This window comes from Rhodococcus sp. SG20037, assembly GCF_031763325.1.
Lineage (GTDB): Bacteria > Actinomycetota > Actinomycetes > Mycobacteriales > Mycobacteriaceae > Rhodococcus_F > Rhodococcus_F qingshengii.
The window spans coordinates 5,276,831-5,302,430 of sequence record NZ_CP134497.1 but is presented as its reverse complement, the minus strand read 5'-3'; the positions used below and the strand labels follow the sequence as shown (position 1 = coordinate 5,302,430).

The 25,600-nt window shown below is 62.0% G+C and carries 25 protein-coding genes; 18 read left to right on the top strand and 7 right to left on the bottom strand.

The genetic code is table 11. From position 1 onward, the window contains the following. Positions 1-47: 47 nt before the first annotated feature. A complete protein-coding gene (locus tag RHP72_RS24340; protein WP_003940205.1) occupies positions 48-767 on the top strand; it encodes a DUF6319 family protein in 720 nt (239 codons plus the stop codon). Positions 768-841: 74 nt separating this feature from the next. Then, complete coding sequence (locus RHP72_RS24335; RefSeq protein ID WP_007732621.1) at positions 842-1,498, top strand: S1 family peptidase; 657 nt, start codon at positions 842-844, stop codon at positions 1,496-1,498. Between the two features lie 13 nt (positions 1,499-1,511). Here the strand turns inward: RHP72_RS24335 and ilvD are convergent, their stop codons facing one another. Further along, the gene (gene ilvD, locus RHP72_RS24330; RefSeq protein ID WP_003940201.1) at positions 1,512-3,206 is read right to left on the bottom strand and encodes a dihydroxy-acid dehydratase; all 1,695 of its coding nucleotides are present in this window, start codon (positions 3,204-3,206) and stop codon (positions 1,512-1,514) included. A 103-nt stretch (positions 3,207-3,309) separates the two neighbouring features. Between ilvD and RHP72_RS24325 the strand changes: the two genes are divergently transcribed. The 3 genes from RHP72_RS24325 (at position 3,310) to RHP72_RS24315 (ending at position 6,579) form a co-directional block, all read left to right on the top strand. Beyond that, entirely contained in the window at positions 3,310-3,516 is a 207-nt protein-coding gene (locus RHP72_RS24325; RefSeq protein ID WP_223304509.1) for a hypothetical protein, read from the top strand. Positions 3,517-3,619: 103 nt separating this feature from the next. Further along, positions 3,620-5,308 carry an alkaline phosphatase gene (locus tag RHP72_RS24320; RefSeq protein WP_064074308.1) on the top strand — a complete coding sequence of 563 codons (1,689 nt, stop codon included), beginning with the start codon at positions 3,620-3,622 and terminating at the stop codon, positions 5,306-5,308. Beyond that, positions 5,305-6,579, top strand: coding sequence for an alkaline phosphatase family protein (locus tag RHP72_RS24315; protein WP_007732611.1), 1,275 nt, complete (start codon positions 5,305-5,307; stop codon positions 6,577-6,579). Before RHP72_RS24320 ends, RHP72_RS24315 begins: the two co-directional genes overlap by 4 nt. Here RHP72_RS24315 and RHP72_RS24310 read toward each other — a convergent pair. Further along, complete coding sequence (locus RHP72_RS24310) at positions 6,576-7,133, bottom strand: TIGR03086 family metal-binding protein (RefSeq protein WP_007732609.1); 558 nt, start codon at positions 7,131-7,133, stop codon at positions 6,576-6,578. The genes RHP72_RS24315 and RHP72_RS24310 overlap by 4 nt on opposite strands. A gap of 101 nt (positions 7,134-7,234) precedes the next feature. Here RHP72_RS24310 and RHP72_RS24305 point away from each other — a divergent pair, with 101 nt between their 5' ends. The 6 genes from RHP72_RS24305 (at position 7,235) to RHP72_RS24280 (ending at position 13,721) form a co-directional block, all read left to right on the top strand. Further along, entirely contained in the window at positions 7,235-8,230 is a 996-nt protein-coding gene (locus RHP72_RS24305; protein WP_042924858.1) for an aldo/keto reductase, read from the top strand. Positions 8,231-8,275: 45 nt separating this feature from the next. Next, on the top strand, positions 8,276-9,547 hold the full coding sequence (locus RHP72_RS24300; protein ID WP_311093927.1) for an MFS transporter: 1,272 nt from the start codon (positions 8,276-8,278) through the stop codon (positions 9,545-9,547). A 70-nt stretch (positions 9,548-9,617) separates the two neighbouring features. Continuing rightward, entirely contained in the window at positions 9,618-10,046 is a 429-nt protein-coding gene (locus tag RHP72_RS24295; protein WP_007732604.1) for a DUF6325 family protein, read from the top strand. A 24-nt stretch (positions 10,047-10,070) separates the two neighbouring features. After that, on the top strand, positions 10,071-10,397 hold the full coding sequence (locus tag RHP72_RS24290) for an SHOCT domain-containing protein (RefSeq protein ID WP_003939954.1): 327 nt from the start codon (positions 10,071-10,073) through the stop codon (positions 10,395-10,397). Between the two features lie 63 nt (positions 10,398-10,460). After that, positions 10,461-12,368, top strand: a complete 1,908-nt coding sequence (locus RHP72_RS24285) for an alkyl/aryl-sulfatase (RefSeq protein WP_075834389.1) — start codon at positions 10,461-10,463, stop codon at positions 12,366-12,368. Positions 12,369-12,482: 114 nt separating this feature from the next. Continuing rightward, positions 12,483-13,721 carry an HNH endonuclease signature motif containing protein gene (locus RHP72_RS24280; RefSeq protein WP_064074310.1) on the top strand — a complete coding sequence of 413 codons (1,239 nt, stop codon included), beginning with the start codon at positions 12,483-12,485 and terminating at the stop codon, positions 13,719-13,721. A 67-nt stretch (positions 13,722-13,788) separates the two neighbouring features. Here the strand turns inward: RHP72_RS24280 and RHP72_RS24275 are convergent, their stop codons facing one another. Together RHP72_RS24275 and RHP72_RS24270 are read right to left on the bottom strand one after the other, a co-directional pair. Beyond that, entirely contained in the window at positions 13,789-14,784 is a 996-nt protein-coding gene (locus RHP72_RS24275; protein ID WP_064074311.1) for an endonuclease/exonuclease/phosphatase family protein, read from the bottom strand. Between the two features lie 67 nt (positions 14,785-14,851). Beyond that, positions 14,852-16,273 carry a short-chain fatty acyl-CoA regulator family protein gene (locus tag RHP72_RS24270; protein WP_311093926.1) on the bottom strand — a complete coding sequence of 474 codons (1,422 nt, stop codon included), beginning with the start codon at positions 16,271-16,273 and terminating at the stop codon, positions 14,852-14,854. 167 nt (positions 16,274-16,440) lie between these two features. Between RHP72_RS24270 and prpD the strand changes: the two genes are divergently transcribed. The 6 genes from prpD (at position 16,441) to RHP72_RS24240 (ending at position 22,355) form a co-directional block, all read left to right on the top strand. Further along, a complete protein-coding gene (gene prpD, locus RHP72_RS24265; protein WP_311093925.1) occupies positions 16,441-17,943 on the top strand; it encodes a 2-methylcitrate dehydratase PrpD in 1,503 nt (500 codons plus the stop codon). Continuing rightward, positions 17,943-18,860: a methylisocitrate lyase gene (gene prpB, locus RHP72_RS24260; RefSeq protein ID WP_311093924.1), complete on the top strand. Its 918-nt coding sequence runs from the start codon at positions 17,943-17,945 to the stop codon at positions 18,858-18,860. Before prpD ends, prpB begins: the two co-directional genes overlap by 1 nt. After that, positions 18,857-19,978: a bifunctional 2-methylcitrate synthase/citrate synthase gene (locus tag RHP72_RS24255; protein ID WP_047269777.1), complete on the top strand. Its 1,122-nt coding sequence runs from the start codon at positions 18,857-18,859 to the stop codon at positions 19,976-19,978. The genes prpB and RHP72_RS24255 overlap by 4 nt, the downstream gene beginning before the upstream one ends. A gap of 189 nt (positions 19,979-20,167) precedes the next feature. Next, on the top strand, positions 20,168-20,950 hold the full coding sequence (locus RHP72_RS24250; RefSeq protein ID WP_311093923.1) for an enoyl-CoA hydratase: 783 nt from the start codon (positions 20,168-20,170) through the stop codon (positions 20,948-20,950). A 60-nt stretch (positions 20,951-21,010) separates the two neighbouring features. Then, positions 21,011-21,871, top strand: a complete 861-nt coding sequence (locus RHP72_RS24245) for an SDR family NAD(P)-dependent oxidoreductase (RefSeq protein WP_311093922.1) — start codon at positions 21,011-21,013, stop codon at positions 21,869-21,871. A 10-nt stretch (positions 21,872-21,881) separates the two neighbouring features. After that, positions 21,882-22,355, top strand: a complete 474-nt coding sequence (locus RHP72_RS24240; protein ID WP_030538051.1) for a MerR family transcriptional regulator — start codon at positions 21,882-21,884, stop codon at positions 22,353-22,355. A gap of 6 nt (positions 22,356-22,361) precedes the next feature. Here the strand turns inward: RHP72_RS24240 and RHP72_RS24235 are convergent, their stop codons facing one another. Next, the gene (locus RHP72_RS24235) at positions 22,362-22,871 is read right to left on the bottom strand and encodes a MarR family winged helix-turn-helix transcriptional regulator (RefSeq protein ID WP_118606639.1); all 510 of its coding nucleotides are present in this window, start codon (positions 22,869-22,871) and stop codon (positions 22,362-22,364) included. 94 nt (positions 22,872-22,965) lie between these two features. Here RHP72_RS24235 and RHP72_RS24230 point away from each other — a divergent pair, with 94 nt between their 5' ends. Then, the gene (locus RHP72_RS24230) at positions 22,966-23,934 is read left to right on the top strand and encodes an NAD(P)/FAD-dependent oxidoreductase (RefSeq protein WP_083056715.1); all 969 of its coding nucleotides are present in this window, start codon (positions 22,966-22,968) and stop codon (positions 23,932-23,934) included. Here RHP72_RS24230 and RHP72_RS24225 read toward each other — a convergent pair. Further along, on the bottom strand, positions 23,892-24,812 hold the full coding sequence (locus RHP72_RS24225) for a TIGR01777 family oxidoreductase (RefSeq protein WP_311093921.1): 921 nt from the start codon (positions 24,810-24,812) through the stop codon (positions 23,892-23,894). The genes RHP72_RS24230 and RHP72_RS24225 overlap by 43 nt on opposite strands. Next, positions 24,809-25,486, bottom strand: coding sequence for a TetR family transcriptional regulator (locus RHP72_RS24220; RefSeq protein WP_311093920.1), 678 nt, complete (start codon positions 25,484-25,486; stop codon positions 24,809-24,811). Before RHP72_RS24220 ends, RHP72_RS24225 begins: the two co-directional genes overlap by 4 nt. Between the last annotated feature and the right edge of the window lie 114 nt (positions 25,487-25,600).

Sequence of the window (25,600 nt, the reverse complement as noted above, 5' to 3'; positions counted from 1 at the left end):
CACTGTCGATACCGAAATGCACGAGATACTTCTGAAAGGACCTGCGCATGCCACCCCGTAGACGTTCCGGCGCTGCCGCATCAACGCCGGATCACCTCACTGCGGACAATCTGGCAGCGCTCGCCACGGCTGTCGCCGAAGGCAAGCGCGCCACCGTCTATCTGCGCGAGGCGACTCCCAGCCTGGGGATCGAAGCCGGTACCTCGGCGAAAGTCGTGTCGGTGGACGGCAACACCGTGATGATCCGCCCCAAAGGCGTCAACGACGAATTGCCTTTCGAGGCAGAGGAATTGCGCATCAACCGCGTCTCCGCGGCACCGGCCAAACCGGCGCCACGGCCCAAACCAGTTGTGGAGTCCGAGCCCCTGATGGAGCCACTCGTAGAGCCTGTTCGACCGAAGCCGCGTGCGCAGCCTGCACCCGCTCCGGTACCGACTACCACTGCTGCCCCTGCCGCGACACCTCGTCCGGCCGTCAAGCGTGCGAAGAAACTGCCGGCCGGCATCAGCGTCACGATCCATGCGGGCGCGGACAACGACTGGAGCGTGACGGTCACACAGGGCGCCAAGCGTCCGGGCAAAGCAGTTCCGGTCGCACCCGATGCGGTCGAGCGAGCTGTCCGCGAGTTGGGTGAGCCCACCGCAATCGAGGCTGTCGAGTCCATCATCGTCGCTGCACGGGACATGGCTGCAGCGCGAGTCGACGAGTTGAGTCGTCAGCTCGAGGAGGCACGCAAGATGCTCGAAGCGCTCGGAGCTACCGACTAGAAACGCTGCGTAGGTCCGCACTTTCCGGGGTATGCGTTTTTTGCAGCGGGGAGATTACCGGCGGAGAGATTGTGATGTTGCAGCGAATTGTTTCGGCTCTGGCAGCGTTGGTCTTGGCACTCGGACTCGGGTTCATCGTCAGCAGCAACGCTGTTGCTGCACCCACGCCCATGGGTGGTGGTTCGGGCATCATCATCGACAATCAGCTGGTCTGTACGTTGACCACTATCGGTCACGACAACGGCGGCAGACTCGTGGGTATCACCGCAGGTCACTGCGGTGGTCCTGGATCGTTCGTGATCCCGGAAAGCAACGAGGACGCAGGCGTGGTCGGCACGTTCGTCGAGTCGAACCCGGACCTGGACTACGGGGTCATCCAGTTCGATCCGGGCAAGGTCACACCAGTTCGAACGGTGGGCGCGGCAACCATCACCTCGATCGGCGCTCCAGCCAGCTTCCCGGCCACAGCCTGCAAGGAAGGCCGTACGACGGGCACGACCTGCGGCGTCGTCTGGGGAGACCTGAGCGCCGACGCATCCACCTGGACTCAGATCTGCGTCGACCACGGTGATTCGGGAGCCCCGGTCACGGTCGGGACGACGCTGGTCGCGATGGTCAACGCCTACCTCTGGGTGCCGTGCCTGGGGCCGGAACTCGGCACCAACATGACCTCCATCGTGGACACGATCAATGCCCACGGAGGTGTCGGCGCCGGGTACCGGCCGATCTAGCGGCGGGCTGGGATCAGCCGCACACTGCTCCACCCGAGGCTGATCCCACGAGCTTGGAGTACTTGGCCAATACACCACGTGTGTAGCGAGGCGGCAACGGCTCCCAGCCCTTCTTGCGGGCTTCCAATTCGGAGTCGTCGACCAACAATTCGAGTTGTCCGGTACCCACGTCGAGCCGGATCTGATCGCCGTCGCGAACGAACGCGATGGGACCGCCGTCGACGGCCTCGGGCGCAACGTGTCCGACACACAGGCCGGTTGTGCCGCCCGAGAATCGTCCGTCCGTCAGCAGCAGGACGTCCTTGCCGAGACCCGCGCCCTTGATCGCGCCCGTGATGGCCAGCATCTCGCGCATGCCGGGACCACCCTTCGGGCCTTCGTAGCGGATGACGACAACGTCACCGCCGGTGATGGTGCCGTCCTCGAGAGCATCCATCGCGGCGCGCTCGCGTTCGAAAACCCGTGCAGTGCCGACGAATACATCAGACTCGAATCCTGCCGACTTGACCACCGCGCCGCCGGGCGCGAGTGACCCCTTCAAGATCGTGATGCCTCCGGTGGGGTGAATGGGCTTGTTCATCGCCCGCAGGACCTTGCCGTCCGGATCGGGCGGGGTGATGTGCGCGAGATTCTCCGCCACGGTCTTACCGGTGACGGTCAGGCAATCTCCGTGCATGAGTCCCGCGTCGAGCAATGCCTTCATTATCACGGGGACGCCGCCGATACGGTCGACGTCCGTCATGACGTGCTTTCCGAAAGGCTTGACGTCGGCGAGGTGCGGGACCTTCGCGCCGACGCGAGCGAAGTCGTCGAGCGTCAGCGGGACGTACGCTTCGTGCGCGATCGCGAGGAGATGGAGCACCGCATTGGTGGATCCGCCGAATGCCATGACTACTGCAATGGCGTTCTCGAACGCTTCCTTGGTGAGGATGTCCCTCGCGGTGATACCTCGACGCAGGAGTTCGACGACGGCTTTGCCGCTCTCGCGGGCGAAGCCGTCGCGGCGACGATCCGGTGCGGGCGGTGAAGCGCTGCCGGGCAGCGACATTCCCATGGCCTCGGCGGCGCTCGCCATTGTGTTTGCCGTGTACATGCCGCCGCACGCGCCTTCGCCCGGGCAGATCGCCCGTTCGATGGTGTCGACGTCGGCGCGGCTCATCAGCCCACGCGAGCAGGCGCCAACCGCCTCGAACGCGTCGATGACGGTGACTTCCCGCTCACTGCCGTCGGAAAGTTTGGCGACGCCGGGGAGGGTGGAGCCGGCGTAGAGGAACACGCTGGCGAGGTCGAGGCGGGCCGCCGCCATCATCATGCCGGGCAACGACTTGTCGCAGCCGGCGAGAAGGACCGATCCGTCGAGACGCTCGGCCTGCATGACGGTCTCGACGCTGTCCGCGATCACTTCACGGGAGACGAGGGAGAAGTGCATGCCCTCGTGCCCCATCGAAATGCCGTCGGAGACGGAGATAGTGCCGAATTCGAGAGGGAACCCGCCGGCTTCCCGTACGCCCTCCTTGACGGCCTTGGCCAGGCGATCGAGGGACAGGTTGCATGGCGTGATTTCGTTCCAGGACGAGGCGACGCCGATCTGCGACTTGACCCAGTCGTCGTCGCCCATTCCTACTGCACGCAACATGCCGCGCGCTGCGGTCTTTTCGAGTCCGTCGGTGACGTCACGACTTCTGGGCTTGATGTCGGGTTCGGTCATTTTCCAAGCATAGGCGTCAGCGGGGTGTGTTTCCGGCAGACGAGCGACTCGACTTGCCGACAAACGCCGTCCGTCGTGAATAGACTCGTCGCATCGGGTGTGGGTGACTTTCTTTGCCGCTCTGCTGATACTGCCCATCCTGTTCGGCGCGTTGATTGCAGGCTATTCCGCGTTCTCCGAGGTCGACGGGTCCGAGGCTCTGCTTCCGCCGGCGTTCTGGATCCTGATCGCGGCCGGGGGTGCACTCGGCGGTTACATCGGAGTCAAGGTCGGTGTGGTTCGAGGCTCGGCCCTCGATTACCGGTTGTAATCGGGATCGACTCGATCAAACTTCCAGAGAAGCGCAGGCGAAGCCTGGGTGAACATCCCGAAGCTCTCTTGAACGCCCGTTCAGGTGCGGGTTCACTCCTAGCGTGCACACGAATGCCTTCGATCGAATATCCAGACGTGGCCTGCTGCAGGGATCGGCGGCCCTCGCCGGCGCAGTAGGTCTCGGTGTCGCTTCGGCGAGCCACGCCGGTGCCGAGGTTCCGGGTGGCAGCCCGGGCTTCGCGCACGGCGTGGCATCCGGTGACCCGTTGCCGGATGCGGTGATCATCTGGACCCGCATCACCCCGACGGCAGACGCGACGCCCGGTTCCGGCGTCGGGCCGGCGGTGACTCTCAACTGGCAGGTCGCGACCGATGAGGGGTTCGCGAGCGTCGTTGCGTCCGGAAGTGTTGCTGCTTCGGCGGATTCCGATCACACCGCGAAGGTCGACGTCACCGGACTCGATTCGTCGACGACGTACTGGTACCGATTCACTGCGGGTTCGGCTGTTTCTCCGGTGGGCCGCACCCGCACGGCTCCGTCGAACTCGGCAGATCTCGATCGTCTCCGCTTCGGCGTGGTGTCCTGCTCCAACTGGGAGGCGGGGTATTTCGGTGCCTATCGTCACCTCGCATTCCGCGAAGACCTCGACGCGATCATCCACCTCGGTGACTACATCTACGAGTACGGGCAGGGGGAGTACGGCGCGAGAAACGGATCCGTTCGCCTTCACGAGCCGGCCCACGAGATCATTTCGCTGGCCGACTACCGAATTCGGCACGCGCAGTACAAGACAGACCCGGATCTGGCAGCTCTGCACCTGAAGCTCCCGTTCATCACCACGTGGGACGATCACGAATCGGCCGACAACGCGTACCGGGACGGCGCCGAAAACCACACTCCCGGTGTCGAAGGTGACTGGGCAGATCGAAAGGCCAACTCGGCCAAGGCATATTTCGAGTGGATGCCCGTCCGCCCGTCGGGTAATGGTTCGAGCGTTCAGCTGTATCGTCGGTTCCGCTTCGGGAATCTGGCCGAGATCTCGATGCTCGATCTGCGTACCTACCGCGACGAGCAACCGACCATGAAGCAGGTCGACGATCCGTCGCGCACCATTACCGGACGCGCACAGATGGATTGGTTGACCAACGGAATCGTCACCTCCCCGACGCAGTGGAAGGTCGTCGGCAATCCGGTCATGATCACGCCCTGCGTGTTCCCGCCGCTGGAACCGGCGACCACCGCGGCGTTGACCGAACTGGTGGGTGTGCCGCAGGCCGGTGTCCCGTACAACACGGATCAGTGGGACGGGTACACCGCCGACCGCACCAGGCTTTTCGACGCGATCACCTCGAACGGTGTGGACAACACCGTCTTCATCACCGGTGACATCCACACGTCGTGGGCCTGCGACCTACCGACCAACGCCGCCAACTATCCGGGTGGGCCGACCGTCGGCGCCGAGTTCGTCGTCCCGTCGGTGACGTCGCCCAATATCGACGACATGCTGAAAGTGCCACCGCGCACGGTAACCGTTGCGGCAGAAGAAGCATTCAAGGCCGTGAACCGACACGTGCGGTACGTCGAACTGGATTCGCACGGCTACGGCGTATTCGAAATCGCCCGCGAAGGTACTCAGATGGACTGGTACTACGTCGACGATCTCACCAATCCGCAGAGCAATGCGCACTACGCCGTGAGCTACCGTCTTCCGGCAGGCGCGGGCAGTAGAGTCTCACCCACCTCGGCCGCCCTCGATCAGGCCTCGTACCGACCAGGAGTCGACCAGTGAGCATCGAAGTTTCGCGTCGTAGCGTTCTGATCGGCGGAAGTGTTGTCGCCGGAACGGCATTGCTCGGAACGCCCGCTCGCGCGAGTGTTCCCACCAGCGCCGGAATCCCAGACCTGGACGTGCATGTCATAGTCGTCGACGGCATGCGGCCGGACGAGCTGCGATCGGAGCTCACCCCGACGCTGACCGGGCTTGCGGCCGGCGGTATCCACTACCCGGACGCCAGTGCCATCACGATCGCAGAGACGCTGCCGAACCACACGGCGATGATGACGGGAGTGCTGCCGGCGCGTTCGGGTGTACCCGCCAACTCCGTCTACGATCCGGCCATCGACAAGAAGCGTGACCTCGATCGGCCTTCCGACCTGCAGGCATCGACGGTTCTGGATCGGGTGCGCACCGAACTCGGATTGACCACTGCGAGTGTGCTGTCGAAGCGCTACCTGCACGGGTTGTTCGGTGACCGCGCCTCATTGGTGTGGGATCCGCAGCCGCTCGTTCCCGGTACCGAGCATGCGCCGGACAACTTCACGATCGACGCCTTGATCCGTATCGTCGGCGGGAACTCGCCGCGGCTCTCGTTCACCAACCTCGGTGACGTCGATCGGGTCGGGCACCTGGATCTGTCCGGTCCGTCCATCCGGATCGCTCGCACGGCTGCACTTCAGAACACCGACAACCAGGTTCGCCGCTTCGTCGACTTCCTTCATGACACGGGTCGCTGGAATCGGAGCATTCTGATCGTGTTGGCCGACCACTCCATGGACTGGTCGGAGCCCGCGCGGCTCATCGGCTTGGATCGACCGCTGAACGCGGACCCGTTGCTGGCAGGCAAGATTCGAATCGCCCAGAACGGTGGCGCAGACCTGATCTACTTCATCGGACCCGATGGCGAACGGGCGGAAGCCGTCAGCCGGATTCAGCAGATCGTGGATGGTGTGGACGGCGTCGAATCCAGCCACCTCCCCGCCGAATTCGATCTCGGCACCAATGCCGGTGACGTCGTTGCGTTTTGCGCTCAGGGCTGGCGGTTCAGTGATCCGACTCCACTGTCCAACCCGATTCCCGGCAACCACGGCCATTTCGTGACACTGCCCATTCCGTTCTTCCTCAGCGGCGGGCATCCCGCTCTGGACGGTGGACGGAAGATCGACACGCAGGCTCGCACGATCGACGTCGCGCCGACGGTTGCGGCTCTGCTCGGCCTCGGTGCACCTGCCGGCGGCTGGGACGGCGTCGCCCGCACGACGGGTGTGTCGCTGAACGTCTAACGAGGATCGCGACCGGTCAGGGCAATCAGCTTGTCCTGCAACGACGCATCGTCCGGGAGGTCGACGGGATCGGAGAAGAGTCCGCTCTCGGCGAGCATGTCGCGCTGCCCGTCGAGGTCGGACCAGACGGCCTCGACGAGGTCTGGATCGAGTCGCTCGTCTGCTCCGACCGCTCGCGCGAGGTCCCAGGTGTGGATCGTGACGTCCGAGGTCTGCTGGCGCAGATAGGGTTCCACCTTCACCGTGCCGTACGAGAGGTGAACGTGGGCACTGAGGTCCGTCGATTTCCACGCTTTGATTGCGGCATCGGAGTACTTCTGCCATTCGGTCCACAGGTCGTCCCCGACGGGAACGATGTCCGGTGTCGCCTCGCCGACCGTCAGTCCGGCCAGGAGCGGCGGTACCCACTGCTGCTCCTCGATGACGTGGCGGACGAGGTGTTCAACGTGCCAGTCGGAGTCGGGCGTGGGTGCGTTCCAGTCCTCGACCGCAGCGAGTCGTGAACCGAATTCGCGGTGGGCGGTGAGTACGAGTTCGAGCCAATCGAATGCCATCACTCGAGGGTAACCCGATCAGCGTGACGTTAATCGGTGCGTGAGGCTTCGATTCGGTGAAGACTGTCGGGGTTGTCGCTCAGTCGAATCGAGGAGTTTTCATGACCGTCCCCACCGTCACTCTGGCCGAAGGTCTCACTGTCAGCGCCCAGGGATACGGCGCGATGTCCGTCGCCCCGGTCTACGGCCCGGTGGATCCGGCCGAGGCGCTCGCCACGCTGCACCATGCGGTGGACATCGGGATCACGTTCATCGACACCGCCAACGTGTACGGCGAGGGCTCGAGTGAGCGTGCGGTGGGAGAGCTTCTCAAAGACCGCCGGGACGAAGTGCAGTTGGCGACCAAGTTCGGTCTGGTCGGCAACATCGCCAACGGTCAGCGCGGGATCAACGGAGACCCGGCTTACGTGCCGCGGGCACTCGACGAGTCTCTGGGACGACTCGGCGTCGATCATGTCGACCTCTACTACTTGCACCGGGTCGACCCGAACGTGCCGATCGAAGACACCGTCGGCGCGATCGCGGAGCAGGTGAAGGCGGGCAAGGTCCGCAACATCGGACTGTCCGAGGCGACCGGCGATGAACTGCGTCGTGCGTACGGGGTACATCCGATCGCGGCGATCCAGTCGGAATGGAGCATCTGGAGCCGTGACGTCGAGAACAAGGTAGTACCCACCGCGGCGGAACTCGGAGTCGGGTTCGTGCCCTTTTCACCTGTGGGCCGAGGCTTCTTGGCGGGATCGTTCGATGCGGCGACGCTCAGTGACAACGACCTACGCCGACGCTTCCCCCGCTTCTCGGACTCCGCACTTCCCGCCAATCAGAAGGTTCTCGACGTGGTCCGCGCCGTCGGTGAGGAGCTCGGCGCGACGCCTGCACAGGTTTCCCTGGCATGGCTCGATGCCAAGGGCCGCCAGTACGGGTTGCCTTCCGTTTCGATTCCCGGCACTCGGTTCGCTGCACGAGTCACCGAAAACGCCGGAGCGTTGGACATCGTTTTGAGCGAAGACCAGATCGCTCGCCTCGACTCCCTCGCCGCGATCACCGAAGGCTTCCGTTCGGCCGATCTGAATTGGGTGTCTCAGGGCCGCGAATAATCATGTCCTGAGCCTTGCGAAAGACAGGAGTAACATACAGACCCGATGAAAAAAGTGTGGTTGGTCTGGGGTGTCGGTGTTTTTGCCTACGTGATCGCCGTGCTTCACCGCACTTCGTTCGGCGTCTCGGGTCTGTCTGCTGCTGATCGGTTCTCGATCTCGCCCAGCGTTCTGTCGAGCTTCGTCGTGCTGCAGATCGTCGTGTACGCCGGCATGCAGATTCCGGCGGGAGTCCTCCTCGACCGCTACGGTTCGCGGATCATGATCGCAGTCGGTGCGTTCATCATGATGTCCGCGCAGTTGGCTCTCGCCTTCACCGAATCGCTGCCCGTCGCGATCGGTGCACGTATTGCCGTCGGTGCCGGGGATGCACTCACCTTCATCTCGGTGTTGCGGTTGGTACCGCAGTGGTTCCCGCCCCGGCAGGTGCCGTTGGTCTCGCAGTTCACGGGCATCCTCGGTCAGCTGGGCCAGGTGATGTCTGCGCTTCCGTTCATGTTGCTGTTGTCCGGACCGGGCTGGACTTTTGCCTACGGCAGCGCTGCCGCTGTCGGACTGTTGGCGTTTGCGCTGGCGTTGAGTGTCATCCGCGACGCGCCTCCCGGTGCCGACGTGGTCGCCGTGCCGGCCGGCGCCAAGGAGATCGGGCGACAGATCAAGACGGTGTGGATGCGGCCCGGCACCCGACTCGGGTTCTTCAGCCACATGGGGACTCAGTTCTCGATCACGACGTTCGCGCTGCTGTGGGGTGTGCCGTACCTGAAATCGGCTCAAGGCCTCGACTCCACGACGGTCGGCTCGCTGCTGACGCTGTCAGTCATCTCGGCAATCGTGGCCGGCCCGATCCTCGGTATTCTCACCGGTCGCTATCCCATGCGTCGATCGTGGTTGGTTCTCACCATCATGGTGGCCAGCGCGCTCATGTGGACGATCGTGCTTTCACGAAGCGAACCGTCTCCGCTTTGGTTGTTGACGATCCTGGTGGTCGTCATCTCGGTGGGTGGGCCGGGTTCGGTGATCGGCTTCGACTACGCGCGCACATCCAATCCGAGTTCGGCGATGGGCACCGCCCAGGGCATGGTCAACATCGGGGGATTCCTCGCTTCCCTCATCGTGATTCAAGTGATGGGCGTCATCCTCGGGCACATGGGCGGGTACACGTTCGACGGATTCCGCGTCGCCTGGATGGTGCAATATCCGGTCTGGGTTCTCGGCATCGTCGGCGTGCTCGTCACCCGAGGCAAAGCCCGGCGCGCCCTCGCAGCAGAAGGCGTACGCGTACGGCCGATTCGCGAAGTCATTCGTCGCAACAAATAACTCGATCGCATCGGGTAATTCATCCCCTGCGGGTGAGGTTCCCAAGCGTCCGAGCCACCAGGCTTGATGGATGAACGACGCAATGAACATCGGACCGGTCGAGCTCGTGGTGCTGGCATTCCCAGGTTCAACTGTGGATCCTGAAGCTGTCGCCGCGCTGCAGAACGTGGTGGAACGAGGTTTTGTCACTCTGCTCGACCTCGTGTACATCGCCAAGGACGCGGACGGACAGGTGTCGCAGATCGACGTCGACGAAGATCTCACCGACATCGGACTGGCGATTCTGTCCATCGAAGCCAAGGCATTGATCAGTGACGAGGACCTGGACGTGGTCCGTGAGTCACTCGAACCAGGAACGTCAGCCGCAGTCATCGTCTACGAGCAGACGTGGGCGCGTGAGCTCGCGTCGACGGTTCGCGGTGGCGGCGGCGACGTAGTCCTTCACGTTCAGATACCGCGCGAGGTAGTCGTCGCAGCGGTCGAAGCAGCATTTCAGTAGCGACAATTACCCAAGGAGTTCGGCATGGTTTTTCGAGGTGGACGCAGAGGGCGGCCGGGGTTGCTCGGCACGGTGGCGCGCACGGCGGTAGTGGCTGGAACCGCAAAGGCGACGTCCAACGCCATGGATCGACGGAGTCAACGAAAGGCCAGCGAGCAGCAGCAGGAATATCAGCAGGAGTACCAGCAGCAACAGCCGCCGCCGCAGCAGCAGGTCGCCCCCGTGCAGTCCGTTCCCCCTTCAGGCGCGGACGATCTGGTCTCCAAGCTGCAGGAGTTGGGACAGCTTCATCAGTCCGGCGTGTTGACCGATGCCGAGTTCGCGGCGGCAAAGGCGCAGTTGCTGAGCTAGCCCTGCTGTTCTCTTCAATTGCGGCAATGCGCATTGCCGCAATTCGGCGTGAAAGGCTGACTTATGATCGACCCACGTGCGGCATCGGCCGCAATCGAAGCCGCGAACGCCCGAGTCGCCGAGACTCTACCGTTCTCCGACGACGCCGACTTCACCGAGGCGAAGCGGGGTTTCGTCGCCGCGCTCGATCCGGGGCTGGTTGCCGATTCGGACGGGAAAGTCCTGTGGAACAACGATTCCTACGCCTTCCTTGACGAGGACTGCCCGCCAACGGTCAATCCGAGCTTGTGGCGTCAGTCGAAGTTGGTCGCCAAGCAGGGACTCTTTGCGGTGACGGATTCGATCTATCAGATTCGCGGACTTGATCTGTCGAACATGACGTTGATCGAGGGAGATACCGGAATCATCGTCATCGATCCACTGATCTCCCGGGAAACCGCTGCTGCCGGGCTCGCGTTGTACCGGGAACACCGTGGTGATCGACCAGTAGTCGCGGTGATCTACACGCATTCGCACATCGACCACTTCGGCGGGGTCAAAGGTGTGACCACCGACGACGACGTCGCCGCCGGGCGATGCGTGATCGTCGCACCCACCGGGCTCGTGGAGCACGCGGTCGAGGAAAACGTCTATGCGGGAACGGCAATGGCTCGACGCGCGGCCTACATGTACGGGGCGGCCTTACCCCGAGGTCCCCGAGGTAGCGTCGGAGCCGGGTTGGGGCAGACCACCTCAACCGGCACACCGACGCTCATTTCGCCGACGGTGTCGATCTCGAAGACAGGTCACACGGAGACGATCGACGGCGTTCGGATCGAATTCCAGATGACGCCCGGAACCGAGGCCCCGTCCGAGATGAACTTCTACTTCCCGTATTTGCGCGCACTGTGTATGGCGGAGAACGCAACTCATACTCTCCACAACCTGCTCACGCTTCGCGGTGCCCTGGTACGAGATCCTCACGTCTGGTCTGCGTACCTGACGGAATCGATCAATCGTTACGCCTCACGATCCGACGTTCTGTTTGCGTCCCACCACTGGCCGACGTGGGGGACCGAACGGCTCACCGAGTTCCTGTCATTGCAGCGCGACCTCTACGGGTACCTTCACGATCAGACACTTCGTCGAATCAATCAGGGGTGGACCGGTCTCGAGATCGCCGAATCGATCGAGCTGCCAACTGCATTGGCGCAAGCGTGGCACACGCACGGGTACTACGGTTCCGTCAGTCACAACGTCAAAGCCATCTACCAGCGATACATGGGTTGGTTCGACGGTAACCCTGCGCATCTGTGGGAGCATCCACCCGTCGAATCGGCCAAGCGTCACGTGGAGTTCATGGGCGGATCAGCAGAAGTGTTACGGAAAGCTCGGGAATCGTACGAGCGCGGCGACTTTCGCTGGGTTGCGCAGGTGGTGAACTACGTGGTCTTCGCTGAACCGGACAACGTCGAGGCCAAGAATCTGCAGGCCGATACCTTCGAGCAACTCGGGTACGGCGCCGAGAACGGCACCTGGCGGAACTTCTACCTCACCGGTGCATACGAACTGCGCAACGGCTCAGTGGGGACGCCCACGGTTGCCGCGGCGCCCGACATCACCGCAGCGCTGTCGGTAAGTCAAGTCTTCGATGCAGTATCGCTGCGCGTGGATGGAGTGCGCGCAGCGGGCTCGCACATCGTCGTCGATTGGAACATCACTGACGAAAACATCGTTCACCGAACGGAACTCAGCAACGGAGTTCTGATCCATTTCGACGTGGAAGGTGGGTCTGCAGATGCTGGGTCTGTGGATGCGATGTTCAGTTTGAGTCGGCGCGACTTACTCGGTGTGCTGCTCGGTGGTGTGGACTTGGGTGCCGAGATTGCGAATGGAACCATCTCGGTTTCCGGCGACCCGGCGAAGCTCGCAGAACTTGCCGGATACCTCGACGAGCCGGATCCGAACTTTGCGATAGTCACTCCGACCTAGCGCTGTATCAGTCGTGGACGAGCCTGTACTTCAACAGGTCTCGAGTCGCGCACCTTTTTGAAGTTGTCCGTTTTGTCTCTGGTTCTCGAAAGTATGTTCGATTAAACTTTCGGCATGGATAGTCGGGGAGCGTGGCAGCTGGATGGTGAGGACCTCAAGAGTGAGGTTCTGGATCTGGTGCGTGTCCGGCACGAGTTGCAGTCGCGGTTGGTGTTGTTGATCGTGGAGATGTTTTCCCGTGAGGTTCTCGGTGGGAAGGGTTTTCGGGCGATCGCGCTGTGGTTGCATGGTTCGACGAATTTGGAGATCGGTGAGTGCAGTCTGCTGGTCGGGTTGGCGCGGTTGTTGATGCTCGAACCCGTGGTGGGCGATGCGTTTCATCGTGGTGACGTGGATGCGTTGAAGGCGCGGCAGGTGGCGTCGTTTTGTCAGCATCCACCGAAGAACATGACGCCGGCGGATGTGGACAAGGCTCGCGGGATTCTGTTGGGGTTGGCGTCGCAGAACATTGCCGATTGTGATGCGGTGCGGGCGGCGATTCGGCGGATCGAGAAGCAGTACGGCAAGCGCGAAGACGGGGTTCCGGTGGGTGAGGATTCGGAGCGTAACGAGTTCTACGCGTCGAAGGGCTTGTACGGGCGCGTGTCGGTGAAGGGTGATCTGGATGCGGTGAACGGGGCACGGTTGATCACGTTGTTGTCGAGTCTGTCGGCTCCGACGCCGGAGAAGGACGGTGTCAAAGACACCCGCACTCCGGCACTGCGGCGGGCGGACGGGTTCTGCGAATTGTTGCGCCGGTACGAGCGGGCGGGGTTGGGTCCGATCGAGGGCGGGGTGAAACCGCACATCACGGTGACTGCGTCTGCGAAAGACATGACGGACCTCAAAGCCTTGAAGGATCTACTGCCGTCGACTCAGGAACTGGGTTTCGCGTGGACGGATTGGGTAGGTCCGATCAGTATCGATACCGCGCGGATGTTGGCGTGCGACTGCACGGTAACGCGGATCCTCCTGGATGAGAACGGTGTTCCGCTCGACTGCGGCAAAGAAGCAAGGACCGCGACGGTACCCCAGCGGCGGGCGTTGGCGGTTCGTGATGGTGGGTGTGCGTTTCCGGGGTGCGGAACTCCGTCGGGGTGGTGCGATGCTCATCATATTGTTCACTGGAACGATGGTGGCCCAACAGATCTCGATAATCTGGTCTTGTTGTGCGGTCATCATCACCGGACGCTGCATCACACGGAGTGGCGGGTGGAGATCGGGCCCGATCGGAAATCGGTGTTCTATCCGCCGATGTCGATCGATCCGTATCAGCAGCCGATCGGCGGGAACAGCCCACCGACAGCGGCGTGAACCGCGACAACTGACGAATACGCCGGGGCACAACCATGCCCCGGTGCTTGCTCAATCCAGTATTTACTCAAGACAACGTGATGTCGGCAATCAGGCCGTGGTGATCGGATCCCTCGATCTCGATCCGTTCCAAGGATGTCGCCACGGCGCCTTTCGTGATGATGTGGTCGATACCGACCACCGCCGGATACCGCTTGTCGGTCGGATAGGTCGGGATCAGGCCGGAACCCAATTGGTCGGCGGCGCTGGTGTATCCGTTCGTGAGAAGATTCCGGAACTGTTTGTTCGAGTACGACGCGTTGAAGTCGCCGCTCACTATCACGTTGTCCCGTCCGGCGACTTTGTCCATGTAAGACCCAAGCCTTCGCTGCTCGTCCGCCCACACCGAAGGCGGTGAGATGTACGCCGGTGCCGGATGCACGGCGAACAATGTGACTGGCTGCGCCAAGCCGACATTCAGTTCTGCGGACAGCGTTTCGGGTGAGAATCCGTCGAGGCTACGCGGATTGGAGAGTGGAAAGCGACTGTAGATTCCTGCCCCGCCACCACCGTCGGTGTACGGGACGAGGAATTGGTGGCTCAGAACCTCGTCAAGCCCGGCGGCTTTGAGCGCGTCGGCTTCCTGGTACGTCAACTCCTGGACCGTCACCACGTCGACCTCGCGTTCGCGGACCATCGCCACAAGCGACTCCGGATCCGCTGCACCGACCATCAAGTTGGCCTGCATGATTCGAATCGATGGACCGTTCGCAGACGTCGACTCCCCAGTTCCGCCGATGTACAGCGGGCTCACAGACCATCCGAACAACCCAAGGACGAGGATCGAGGCGGCGCACACGATCCACTGACGCCCGATACCCGAGACGACGGCACCGATCAGCGGAGCAATCATCAACAAGGGCGCCACCGACGCCAGAACGATCACGATGTTGTGATCGACGTCCGACTGAGTTGCGATCAAGGCAACCAAACCAGTCACGATGCCGGCCACACCGGCCACGGCCGAAAGGCGGCGAAGAACCAGTCGACGAGGGGTCACGGCATCGGGTTGCATGACGTCCATGGAAGCAGAAGAGCGTCGTAGCTCCGGGAAACTGCAGGTGGAGTCGGTGCGCCCTATTGTTTGCGCCCTATTGTTGCGGATACGGAAGATGGCTGCTGCTGTTCTCACTGACGGAGATCGAGCGGCCGAGTTGGGGGAAGGCGCGTTGAGAGCACGCTGGCCTGTCACAGACTTTGCACCCCGCGCCGATCGGCACGATGGTCGCGGGGTCGTCCGTCTGAATTCCGTGTGAGTAGACCATGCGATCGGCGTAGCCGATGTCGCAACCGAGTCCGACGGCGAAGTTGCGCTCGGGTGCGAGGTACCCGAGTCCGCCGCTGTGGGTAGTGCGCGCCACCCAGAGGTATGTCCGGCCGTCGGGCATCTTCGCGACCTGAGTGAGGATGCGACCTGGGCTCGCGAATGCCTCGTGGATGACCCACAGCGGGCAGCTGCCTCCGACTCTGGAGAAGTGAAAGGCGGTAGCAGACTGACGCTTCGAGATGTTTCCGGCGCGATCGGTTCGGACGAAGAAGAAAGGGATGCCGCGTTGGCCGTGTCGTTGGAGAGTGGACAACCGGTGGCAGACTGTCTCGAAGCCGACCTCGAACTTGAGGCTGAGCAGGTCGATGTCGTACCGCAAGGCCTCAGCGGATTGCAGGAATTGGGTGTACGGGAGTAGCAGTGCGCCGGCAAAGTAGTGTGCGAGTCCGACGCGGGCCAGCGCTGCGGACTCGGCGCTCAATGATTCATCCTCGGCGACAAGGGAATCGATCACGTCGGCCTGCGTGAAGAAGGCCAACTGCATTGCGATCTGGAACGCGCGTTGTCCTGCCGACAGACGACGGGCGAGTGTGAGGACCGACTTGTTCGGATCGTAGTAACGCTTGGGGCCGAGCTTGTCGGGTTCGTCGGTACGGATCGTCACGGTGACGCCGTGCTGATCGCGAAGTAGTCGTGCCAGTTGCAAATCCACTGCGCCCACGGACAATCCGTTGTCCAGGAACATCTGCTCGGCAGCGTCGTCCAGAACGGCGATGTGATTCTTTCGGTCGTAGAAGAAGTCCCGAACTTCCTCGTAGGGCATCGGTACGATTGACACATCGGACGCTGGTTCGCCGGACAACTGCGTCGAGAACTGGTCCAACTGCTCTGTCGCGGCGTGAAGGCGGCGGTGCAACATCACGAGGGTGCGTCCGACCGCCGGCATGCGGGCCACCAATTCGTCCACCTCGGCCAGAGATACGTCTCCAGATTCCGAAGTTTCGGCCAAGGCGTGATGAACGTCCGCAACCAGGCGTGCGTCGGAATCGGAGGCGAAGAATTGCACGTCGAGATCGAACTCGGCGTTGAGCTTGAGAAGGACGGGCACCGTCAGCGGTCGTTGATCGTTCTCCAGTTGATTGACATAGCTGGGGGAGAGTTCGAGTGCCTTCGCCAGTGCGGACTGTGACAGGTTTCGTTCCTCCCGCAGCCGTCGCAGCCGCGCTCCCGCGTACATCTTCTTCATCGAATCTCCTCGGTGCCGATCGCGTTCACCCTACCGAGAAGCTATTCGCAACATTCGCAACATCGCAGCATTGTCATTGCACAAATAGGCAATTGCGAGGGCCTATCCCGAGGTGAATGAGCTGCGTAGCGTGCAAATAGATACCGAAGAACGTGAGAAGAGGACCGATGAAGACGCATCTCGTACGCACTCACCGCTCTGCCGAAGAGTTCCCCAAGGAAGACCACCTCGCGTGGAAGATCGCGGAAGTTGCGACGGATTCCGTCGACGTCACCGACGCCACATCCGACATGATCGTCAACCGGATCATCGACAACGCGGCAGTTGCCGCAGCTTCCCTGGTGCGCCGTCCCGTGGTGAATGCGCGGGCGCAAGCACAGTCGCATCCGTATACGCCGGGCTCCACCGTGTTCGGTATCCCCGGTACGTTCTCGCCTGAATGGGCCGCCTGGGCCAACGGTGTCGCGGTTCGTGAACTCGATTTCCACGACACGTTCCTCGCCGCCGAGTACTCGCACCCCGGAGACAACATCCCGCCGATCCTCGCCGTCGCTCAGCACACCAGCCGTGACGGTCGAGACCTGATTCGTGGTCTGGCGACCGGCTACGAGATCCAGATCGACCTGGTTCGGGCTATCTGCCTGCACGAGCACAAGATCGACCACGTCGCACACCTCGGCCCCTCGGCTGCGGCAGGTATCGGAACTTTGCTGGGCCTGGGCACCGAGACGGTCTACCAGGCAATCGGCCAGGCGCTGCACCTCACGACGGCGACACGTCAGTCCCGCAAGGGCGAGATCTCCAGTTGGAAGGCGTACGCGCCTGCGCTGGCAGGCAAGGTTGCCGTAGAGGCGGTCGACCGCGCGATGCGCGGTGAGGGCGCACCGTCACCGATCTGGGAAGGCGAAGACGGCGTCATCGCCTGGCTACTCGGTGGCCCGGACAAGGAGTACCACGTTCCGCTACCCGGTTCGGGTGAGGCGAAGCGCGCCATCCTCGACTCGTACACCAAAGAACACTCCGCGGAGTACCAGAGCCAGGCGCCGATCGACCTCGCTCGCCGAATGCGTTCTCGTGTCGGTGATCTCGACCAGATCGCGTCGATCGTCCTGCATACCAGTCACCACACCCACGTCGTCATCGGCACCGGTTCCGGCGATCCGCAGAAGTTCGACCCGACCGCCTCGCGTGAAACCCTCGACCACTCGGTGATGTACATCTTTGCCGTTGCGCTACAGGACGGTACGTGGCACCACGAACATTCCTACGCGTCCGAGCGTGCACAGCGCGCGGACACGATCGAGCTGTGGAACAAGATCTCCACGCGCGAAGATCCCGAATGGACACGCCGTTACCACTCGACGGATCCGGACGAGAAGGCTTTCGGTGCTCGCGCCGAGATCACCTTGAAGAGCGGCGAAGTCATCGTCGACGAGCTTGCGGTTGCCGATGCGCACCCGCTCGGCGCACGTCCGTTCGCTCGCGATCAGTACGTCGGGAAGTTCCGCACCCTCGCCGAGGGCGTCATCGAGCCGAGCGAACAGGACCGCTTCCTCGACGCGGCTCAGCGCACCGCCGAATTGAAGGCAGGCGAACTCGATCAGCTGACCTTCACCGTTTCCGAAGACGTTCTCGCTCGGGCTCCCAAGGTCGCCAAGGGACTTTTCTGATGCCGGGCCTCATCGCAGCAGCGACGTCTGCAGCCGACAAGCGGATTGCCTTCCGGGCCGGGCTGACGTCCGGAAAGATTCAACGACTCCCGGGTGCGATCAATCCGCTGACAGCCAGACTGATTCAGGAAATCGGGTTCGAGGGTGTCTACGTTTCAGGTGGTGCGTATTCCGCCGGATTGGCGCTTCCCGACATCGGACTGACAACCTTGACCGAGGTCGCCGGCCACAGCAAGCAGATCGCGCGCGTCACGGACCTCCCGACGCTGATCGATGCCGACACCGGTTTCGGTGAACCTATGAGCGCGGCCCGCACGGTCACGATCTTCGAGGACGACGGTATAGCCGGTCTGCACCTCGAGGATCAGATCAACCCCAAGCGCTGTGGGCACCTCGACGGCAAAGCAATTGTGCCCACCGAAGACATGGTTCGCCGTGTTCATGCTGCAGTGTCGGCGCGTCGTGACCCGAACTTCGTCATCTGCGCGCGCACCGATGCTGCCGGAATCGACGGTATCGACGCGGCGATCGAGCGAGCAAAGGCCTACGCGGATGCCGGTGCTGATTTGATCTTCACCGAAGCTCTTGCCACAGAAGCAGACTTCGAGAAGTTCCGCGCAGCGGTCGACACTCCGCTCCTCGCCAACATGACCGAGTTCGGGAAGTCGAGTCTCATTTCGGCGAAGACGTTGGAAGAGATCGGTTTCAACGCCGTCATCTACCCCGTGACCACCCTTCGGCTGGCGATGTTCGCTATCGAAAAGGGTCTGCGCGAGATTTTTGCGGAGGGCACGCAAGAAGGACTGCTCGGCGAAATGCAGCATCGCAGCAGGTTGTACGAGATTCTCGAGTACGAGCGCTACAACGAATTCGACAGTGGCATTTTCAATTTCAGCTTGGAGGGGAGTAGGACATGACCGAACAGATTCCGACGATCTACAAGGGCTTGGCCGGAGTTGTCGTCGATACGACGGCTATCTCCAAGGTAGTGCCCGAGACGAATTCGTTGACGTATCGCGGTTACGCAGTGCAGGACCTTGCCGCGAACTGCAGCTTCGAAGAAGTTGCGCACCTGCTCTGGTACGGCGAACTGCCGACTCCCGAGCAGCTCGAATTACTCTGCCTGCGTGAGCGTGCGGCCCGTCGTGCCGACCGCTCACTGCTCTCACTCCTGACCAAGATGCCGGACAACTGCCACCCCATGGATGTTGTCCGCACGGCGATCAGCTACCTCGGCGCCGAGGATCCGGCGGAGGACGACAACTCGGAGAAGGCCAATCTGGCCAAGGCGCTGCGGATGACGGCTGTGCTGCCGACCATCGTCGCAGCCGATTTCCGCCGCCGGCGCGGTCAGGATCCCATCGCGCCGCAGTCGGACCTGGGTTTCGCCGAAAACTTCTTGAACATGTGCTTCGGTGCTGTTCCGGAGTCGGCGATCGTGAAGGCCTTCGAGGTCTCGCTGATCCTGTACGCGGAGCACTCCTTCAACGCCTCGACGTTCGCCGCTCGTGTTGTGACGTCCACACTTTCGGACATCTACAGCGCAGTGACCGCGGCTATCGGCACGCTCAAGGGCCCGTTGCACGGCGGTGCAAACGAAGCTGTCATGCACGACATGCTCGAGATCGACGACCCCGACCGCGCCGAAGCCTGGATGTCGGAGAAGTTGGCTGCCAAGGAGAAGGTCATGGGCTTCGGGCACCGCGTCTACAAGAACGGTGATTCGCGTGTTCCGACCATGAAGCAGGCCCTCCTCGACGTCGCGGCAGCGACCGACGGCGAGAAGTGGGTGCAGATGTACGAGATCCTCGAGAAGACCATGGTCAGTGCCACCGGAATCAAGCCGAATCTCGATTTCCCCACGGGCCCTGCATATTTCCTCATGGGCTTCGACGTCGAGATGTTCACGCCGATCTTCGTGATGAGCCGCATCACCGGATGGACGGCGCACATCATCGAGCAGGGGCAGTCGAATGCACTGATCAGGCCGCTGAGCCAGTACTCCGGTGTGCCACAGCGCACAGTCGTGGCATGACACTTTCTGCTGTCGTGGCATGACGCCCCTTTGATACTGCGTCGGCGAGGTTCGGTTCTGGCATCACCGTCTCCTGGCCTCGTCGACGCTTCTCCGTTCGCACTATCTGCAACTTTGCATCGAGAATTCGCAAAGATATTCAAGTGCAATGTGTTTCGACTTTTCTCTACCGGAAATAACGTGAGTGTCATGACTGAAACGCACGAAGAAATCTTGATCATCCGTCGTGGCGAGACCCTCGACATCGTGTTCAACCGGCCGGAAAAGCGCAACGCATTGACCCCGCAGATGTACGACGCCATTGCCGGAGCCTGCCGGCGCGCCGACTCCGACCGCGAGATTCGGTTACTCACTCTCCGAGGTGCTGGGGGAGAGGCGTTCTCGGCGGGCTCCGACATTGGCCACTTTCAAACCTTCTCGAGCTTTCACGACGGGCTCGACTACGAAAGCCGGTTCGTCGGCGTACTGACCGAACTCGAGAAAGTGAGGGATCCCACCCTCGCGGTCATCGACGGTGTGTGCGCGGGAGCAGGGCTGTTGCTGTCGGCAGCGTGCGATGTGCGGATCGCGACCCAGGGGTCACGCTTCTGCCTACCGATCGCGCGCACACTCGGAAACTCGTTGTCGATCCATTCCGTGGCGTTGCTGGCGGACAGGATCGGCAGTTCGCGTCTGATGTCGTTGATCGCTCGGGCTGGGGTGATGTCGAGTGGCGAGGCTCTGCGGAGCGGCTTCCTCAGCGACTGTGCAACAGAGTCCGAGTTCGCGACCCTGACTGCCCAGGTATCTCGCGATCTACTTGCCGCCGCCCCGATGACCGTCTGGACTATTCGGGAGTCCCTGCGACGCATCAGAACCCGAGTGATTGCCGACAACGATGATCTGATGAGCATGATCTACAGCAGTGACGACTTCAAAGCCGGCGTCGACGGTTTCCTTCGCGGGGAACGACCGCTCTGGGCCGGCGTGTAGTTCGGCGGTAGAACCACAGGCTTGCGTTGGAGCGCGCTCTAACCCCTAGCGTTGCCGACCATGACAACAAAGACCTGGATCATCACTGGAGTTTCTCAGGGTTTCGGCCGTGAACTCGCACTGTCTGCACTTCGATCGGGGGACGCGGTAGTCGCTGCAGTTCGTCGTCCCGAGTCCGTTGCAGATATTGCGTCGGCGAATCCGGATCGGTTCTCGGCGGTGACGTTCGACGTCAGAGATACCGCAGCGGCTCCGGGCGTCGTCGAATATGCGCTCGAGCGTTTTGGTCGCATCGACGTGCTGGTCAACAATGCCGGTCATGGGATGGTCGGCGCGGCGGAGATGGTGGACGATTCGACCTTGCGGGATCTCATGGAACTGCACCTGATCGGACCCGCCGCGTTGGTGCGCGCCGTCCTCCCGTCGATGCGAGTGCAGGGCAGCGGGACGATCGTGCAGATGAGCAGTCAAGGCGGCCGTATGTCGTTTCCCGGCGTCGGGGCGTACTCGGCGTCGAAGTTCGCTCTCGAAGGTTGGTCGGAGGCTCTCGCCGGTGAGGTCGCGCAGTTCGGCGTTCGGGTGATGATCGTCGAGCCCAGCCGATTCCGTACAGCATTCAACACGCCTGGCGTTCTGAGCTTCGCCGAATCATCATCGGAATACCGTGATTTGCTGGATCCCGTTCTGCGGGACATGGCGGCCGCAGACGGTGTTCAGGAGGGTGATCCGGAGAAAGCAGCAGAGATCATCACCTCGCTTGTGCACAGCGAGAATGTGCCACTTCGTCTGCCACTCGGAAAGGAAGCCGTGGAGCGTGTCTCCGCGTCGTATCGGAAGAATCTCGCCGAGGTATGCGTCTGGGCCGACCTGGCTCGCAGTGCAGACTTCGCGGATGCTGCCGGCCCTGTCCGCCCGTTCTAGGCTGAGAGTCATGGCTACGGAAGACTTGATGCGTAAGGCACTCGAGGCACTTGGGGAAGTGGACGGGCCAATGTCGATCGAGGTGATTCACCGACTCGTCGATGCAGGGGACGTTCAGGAGCCGATGTCGATCGCCGAAGTCTCGGACCTGCTGGATGTCTCGGCACATACGCTGCGCTACTACGAGAAGATCGGTCTGGTCGAGGTCGATCGTGACTCGAGCGGACATCGTGTGTACGGTCCGGAATCTGTTCGCAGGCTGGTGTTTCTGACCCGCATGCGCATCTCGGGTATGGCGATTCGCGACCTGCAGCACTACGTCGAACTGGTCGACGCCGGTGAAGGGACAGTTCCGGAGAGGCTCGACATGCTGCTCGAGCACCGGGACACCGTTCGTCGGCAGATCAAGGAGCTCACGTTGTCTTTGGCTGCGACGGAGTACAAGATTGCGACGTACGGCGGGCGGACCGGAGAGCAGGAGTAACCCCGATTACTTGCCCGGCATTCGATTCAGCCCGCTTTCCATGGATACTGCCAGTCGCTCGAGTGCGGCAAGGACCTTCCCCCGGTCCCGGCCGAGTTGGGTGAACAATTCACCGTGAGCGGCGAGTTCGCGAGGAAAGACGTCGTCGACGACAGCGTTTCCCTGGACCGTCATCGTGATCAGTGCAGATCGCCTGTCTTCGGGATTGCTTGTGCGGGAGACGAGTCCTCGCTTCTCGAGTCGCGCGAGTGCCTTGCTGACCCCGGCCCGAGACATACCGAGGCGTTCGGCGAGACGAATCGCGGTGACCGGTTCCTCGGCGTATCGCAGTGGCACAAGCAGTTCCACTTCCGACACGGTGAGATCCGCGGTTTGGTATACCGGTTCGACTGCTAGTTCGAGAAGCGCCGTAATCCGTTTGAGTTGCGCGACTACTTCCATGGGCGAGGTGTCGAGGTCGGGATTGTTTTCGGCCCAGAGGTTGCAGGTACGGGAGCGGAGCGTTGGTTCGTTCACGATTCCTCAACTTTGTTAACCGGTAAACAAATTTGCTAGATTGCCAGAATAGCCCACCGTCTCGGGTGGGACGATCTGCGGACTGGGGGAGCACATGAGGTTCGACGTGGTGATTGTCGGTGGCGGTGCGGCGGGGTTGAGTGCCGCGCTTGTTCTGGCTCGGGCTCGGCGGCGAGTGATGATCGTCGATGCAGGTAACCCGCGCAATGGTGTCTCCGAGCACCTGCACGGGTACCTGACGCGGGATGGTGAGAGTCCTACGCAATTACTTGCGGCCGGCCGCAAGGAGGTTCTCGAGTACGGCAGCGAAATGACGACTGGCACCGCAATCCGAATCGAGCGCACGGATGACGGTGGATTTCTTGTGCAAACCGATGCGACCGCGCAGCTGGAGGCACGGACTGTTCTGGTGGCCGGGGGGTTACGTGACGAGCTGCCGAACATCGCTGGGCTGCACGATCGGTGGGGAGTCGATGTTCTGCATTGCCCCTATTGTCACGGATACGAGGTTCGAGATTCCCCGATCGGTGTGCTCGGTGGTGACAACAGGCCGTTCACCATTCATCAGGCGTCGTTGGTGCGCCAATGGTCGGAGGATGTCGTCTTCTTTCCCAACCGTATCGAGCTGACGGGAGCCGAACGGGAGCGGCTGATTGCCAGGGGGATTCGCATTGTCGAAGGCGATGTGGCTGGCGTGTCGGTTGGCGATGGTCGATTGGACGGCGTCGAACTGGCCTCCGGTCAGGTAATTCCGCGAAGCGTAGTGTTTGTCGGCCCACGGTTTGTTCCGCGAGGCGATCTGTTGACTGACCTGGGGTGTGAAGCCGACGAAAATGGTTGGGTGGTAACTGATCCTGCAGGCAGCACAAGTGTGCCTGGAGCCTGGGCCGCGGGGAATGTGTCGGATTCTCCGGCGCAGTTGATCACCGCCGCCGCTGCCGGATCAAAGGCTGCGATTGCACTGAATCACTATCTGCTCGAGCAGGATATCGTGCGAGCGGTTGCGATCGCAGCCGAACTTCAGCCGAGTGAAACCGGAAGCAACCCTCGCGGGGTCTCTTGAGCGATCTGGTTCAGCGCAGACTCCAACGTCGGAAATTGATACTGGAAGCCGCTGTCCGCGAGCACCCCTGGTGAAACCCAGCGACTCTTCGTTACCAGTTCAGCCTCGGTGCGGATGATTCGTGCGCCGAACTCGAGCATCCAGCCCGGCGTCGGAAACCCATATTGTCGGCCAAGTTTCGCTCGTACCATCCGCATCATGTCGGTGTTGGTTACCGGATACGGGGATGCGATATTGACCGGGCCTGAGATCTCCGGATTCTCGTAGACGTGGATGATCGCGCGAATGACGTCGGCGATGTGAATCCAGCTGAACATCTGTCGGCCGTCGCCCATTCGTCCGCCGAAGCCCATTCGGGCGAGGTTGACGAACGGATTGATCGCCCCACCGCCGGCTCCGAGGACGATCGACATCCGAAGTGCCACTATGCGAACAGGCGTCGGGGCTGAGAACAATTCGTGTTCCCACGCTCGCGCGACCGCTACGGAGAATCCCTTACCCAGCTCTCCGTTCTTCTCGTCCATCGGTCGATCTCGTGCGTCTCGGTAGATCGTGCCGGTACTGGCATTCGCCCAGAGTGAGGGTGGCTGCGGCGTGCGGGTCAGCGCACGACCCAACAGTGCAGTCGTTTCCACTCGGGAGGAGAAGATGTCGTCGGCATTGCGCTTGTTGTAGCGGCAGCTCACGGAGCGGCCGGCGAGGTTGACGAGCAGATCCGTGCCGCTGAGTACATCGGCGACGCCGTGCTCGTCGGACCACGTGGCATCGCTCGTTCCTCCCCGGCCGATCGTCCGAACGTCGACCCCGTTGGATTCGAGCGTTCGAAGAAGGTGTTGGCCTACGTAACCCGACGCACCACAGACAACAACGGTCTTCATGGTTTTGTGTTCCCCTCTGCAGAAACGACTTTTGTCATCAGGGCGGCGACATCGCCGACCAGACCTCGTGCCACTGGCAGCCGGGCGAGGGTGAGCGCTTTCGCGATGATCGGTACCAGGCCGTCGACGAGGGATCGGGTACGAGTTTGCCCCGGAGACGCGTCGGTGACCCAGTGCAGCGTCACGCCCAGATAGCTGAGCCACAAGAGCGTGGGGAGCTGGGTCTCCAATGACGCCGGCGTCTTCTGCTTCGACGCCGCCAGTGCTTGGCGCATCAATTCGACGGCCATCGATCTCGCATCGGTCGACTCGGCCGAGAACGGGCTGGACGGTGATGCGGTGGGCAGTGCAACGTGCAGAAACGCGCTACCGAAGCCGTGATAGGGCCCCATGACATCGAGTCCGGTGTGCAGAACAATCCTGAGATTTTCTGTCAGTGACCCACCTTCGCGAAGGAGTGGAAGCGCCCGCGCGCGGTGATCGCGTTGGATGACGAGATACAGCTCGTGAACCAGTTCGTCCTTACTGGCGAAGTAGTAGTAGGCGTTCCCGAGCGAGACCTCTGCCTTATTGGCGATCTTGCGCATGGTCGTCGCTGCGAAGCCCTCGTCGCGGAAGAGCCGCAATGCTGTTTCCACCAGCTTTTCCCTGGTCTCGATCCCGCGACTACCCATCGACACTCCTTCTTTGAACATGTTCAAGTGCAGCGTACGCCCTGGAGTTGAACACGTTCAAGAGTGGATCTGTTGCGTGAAAGATAATAAGCGCGCATACTAAATGCATGAATG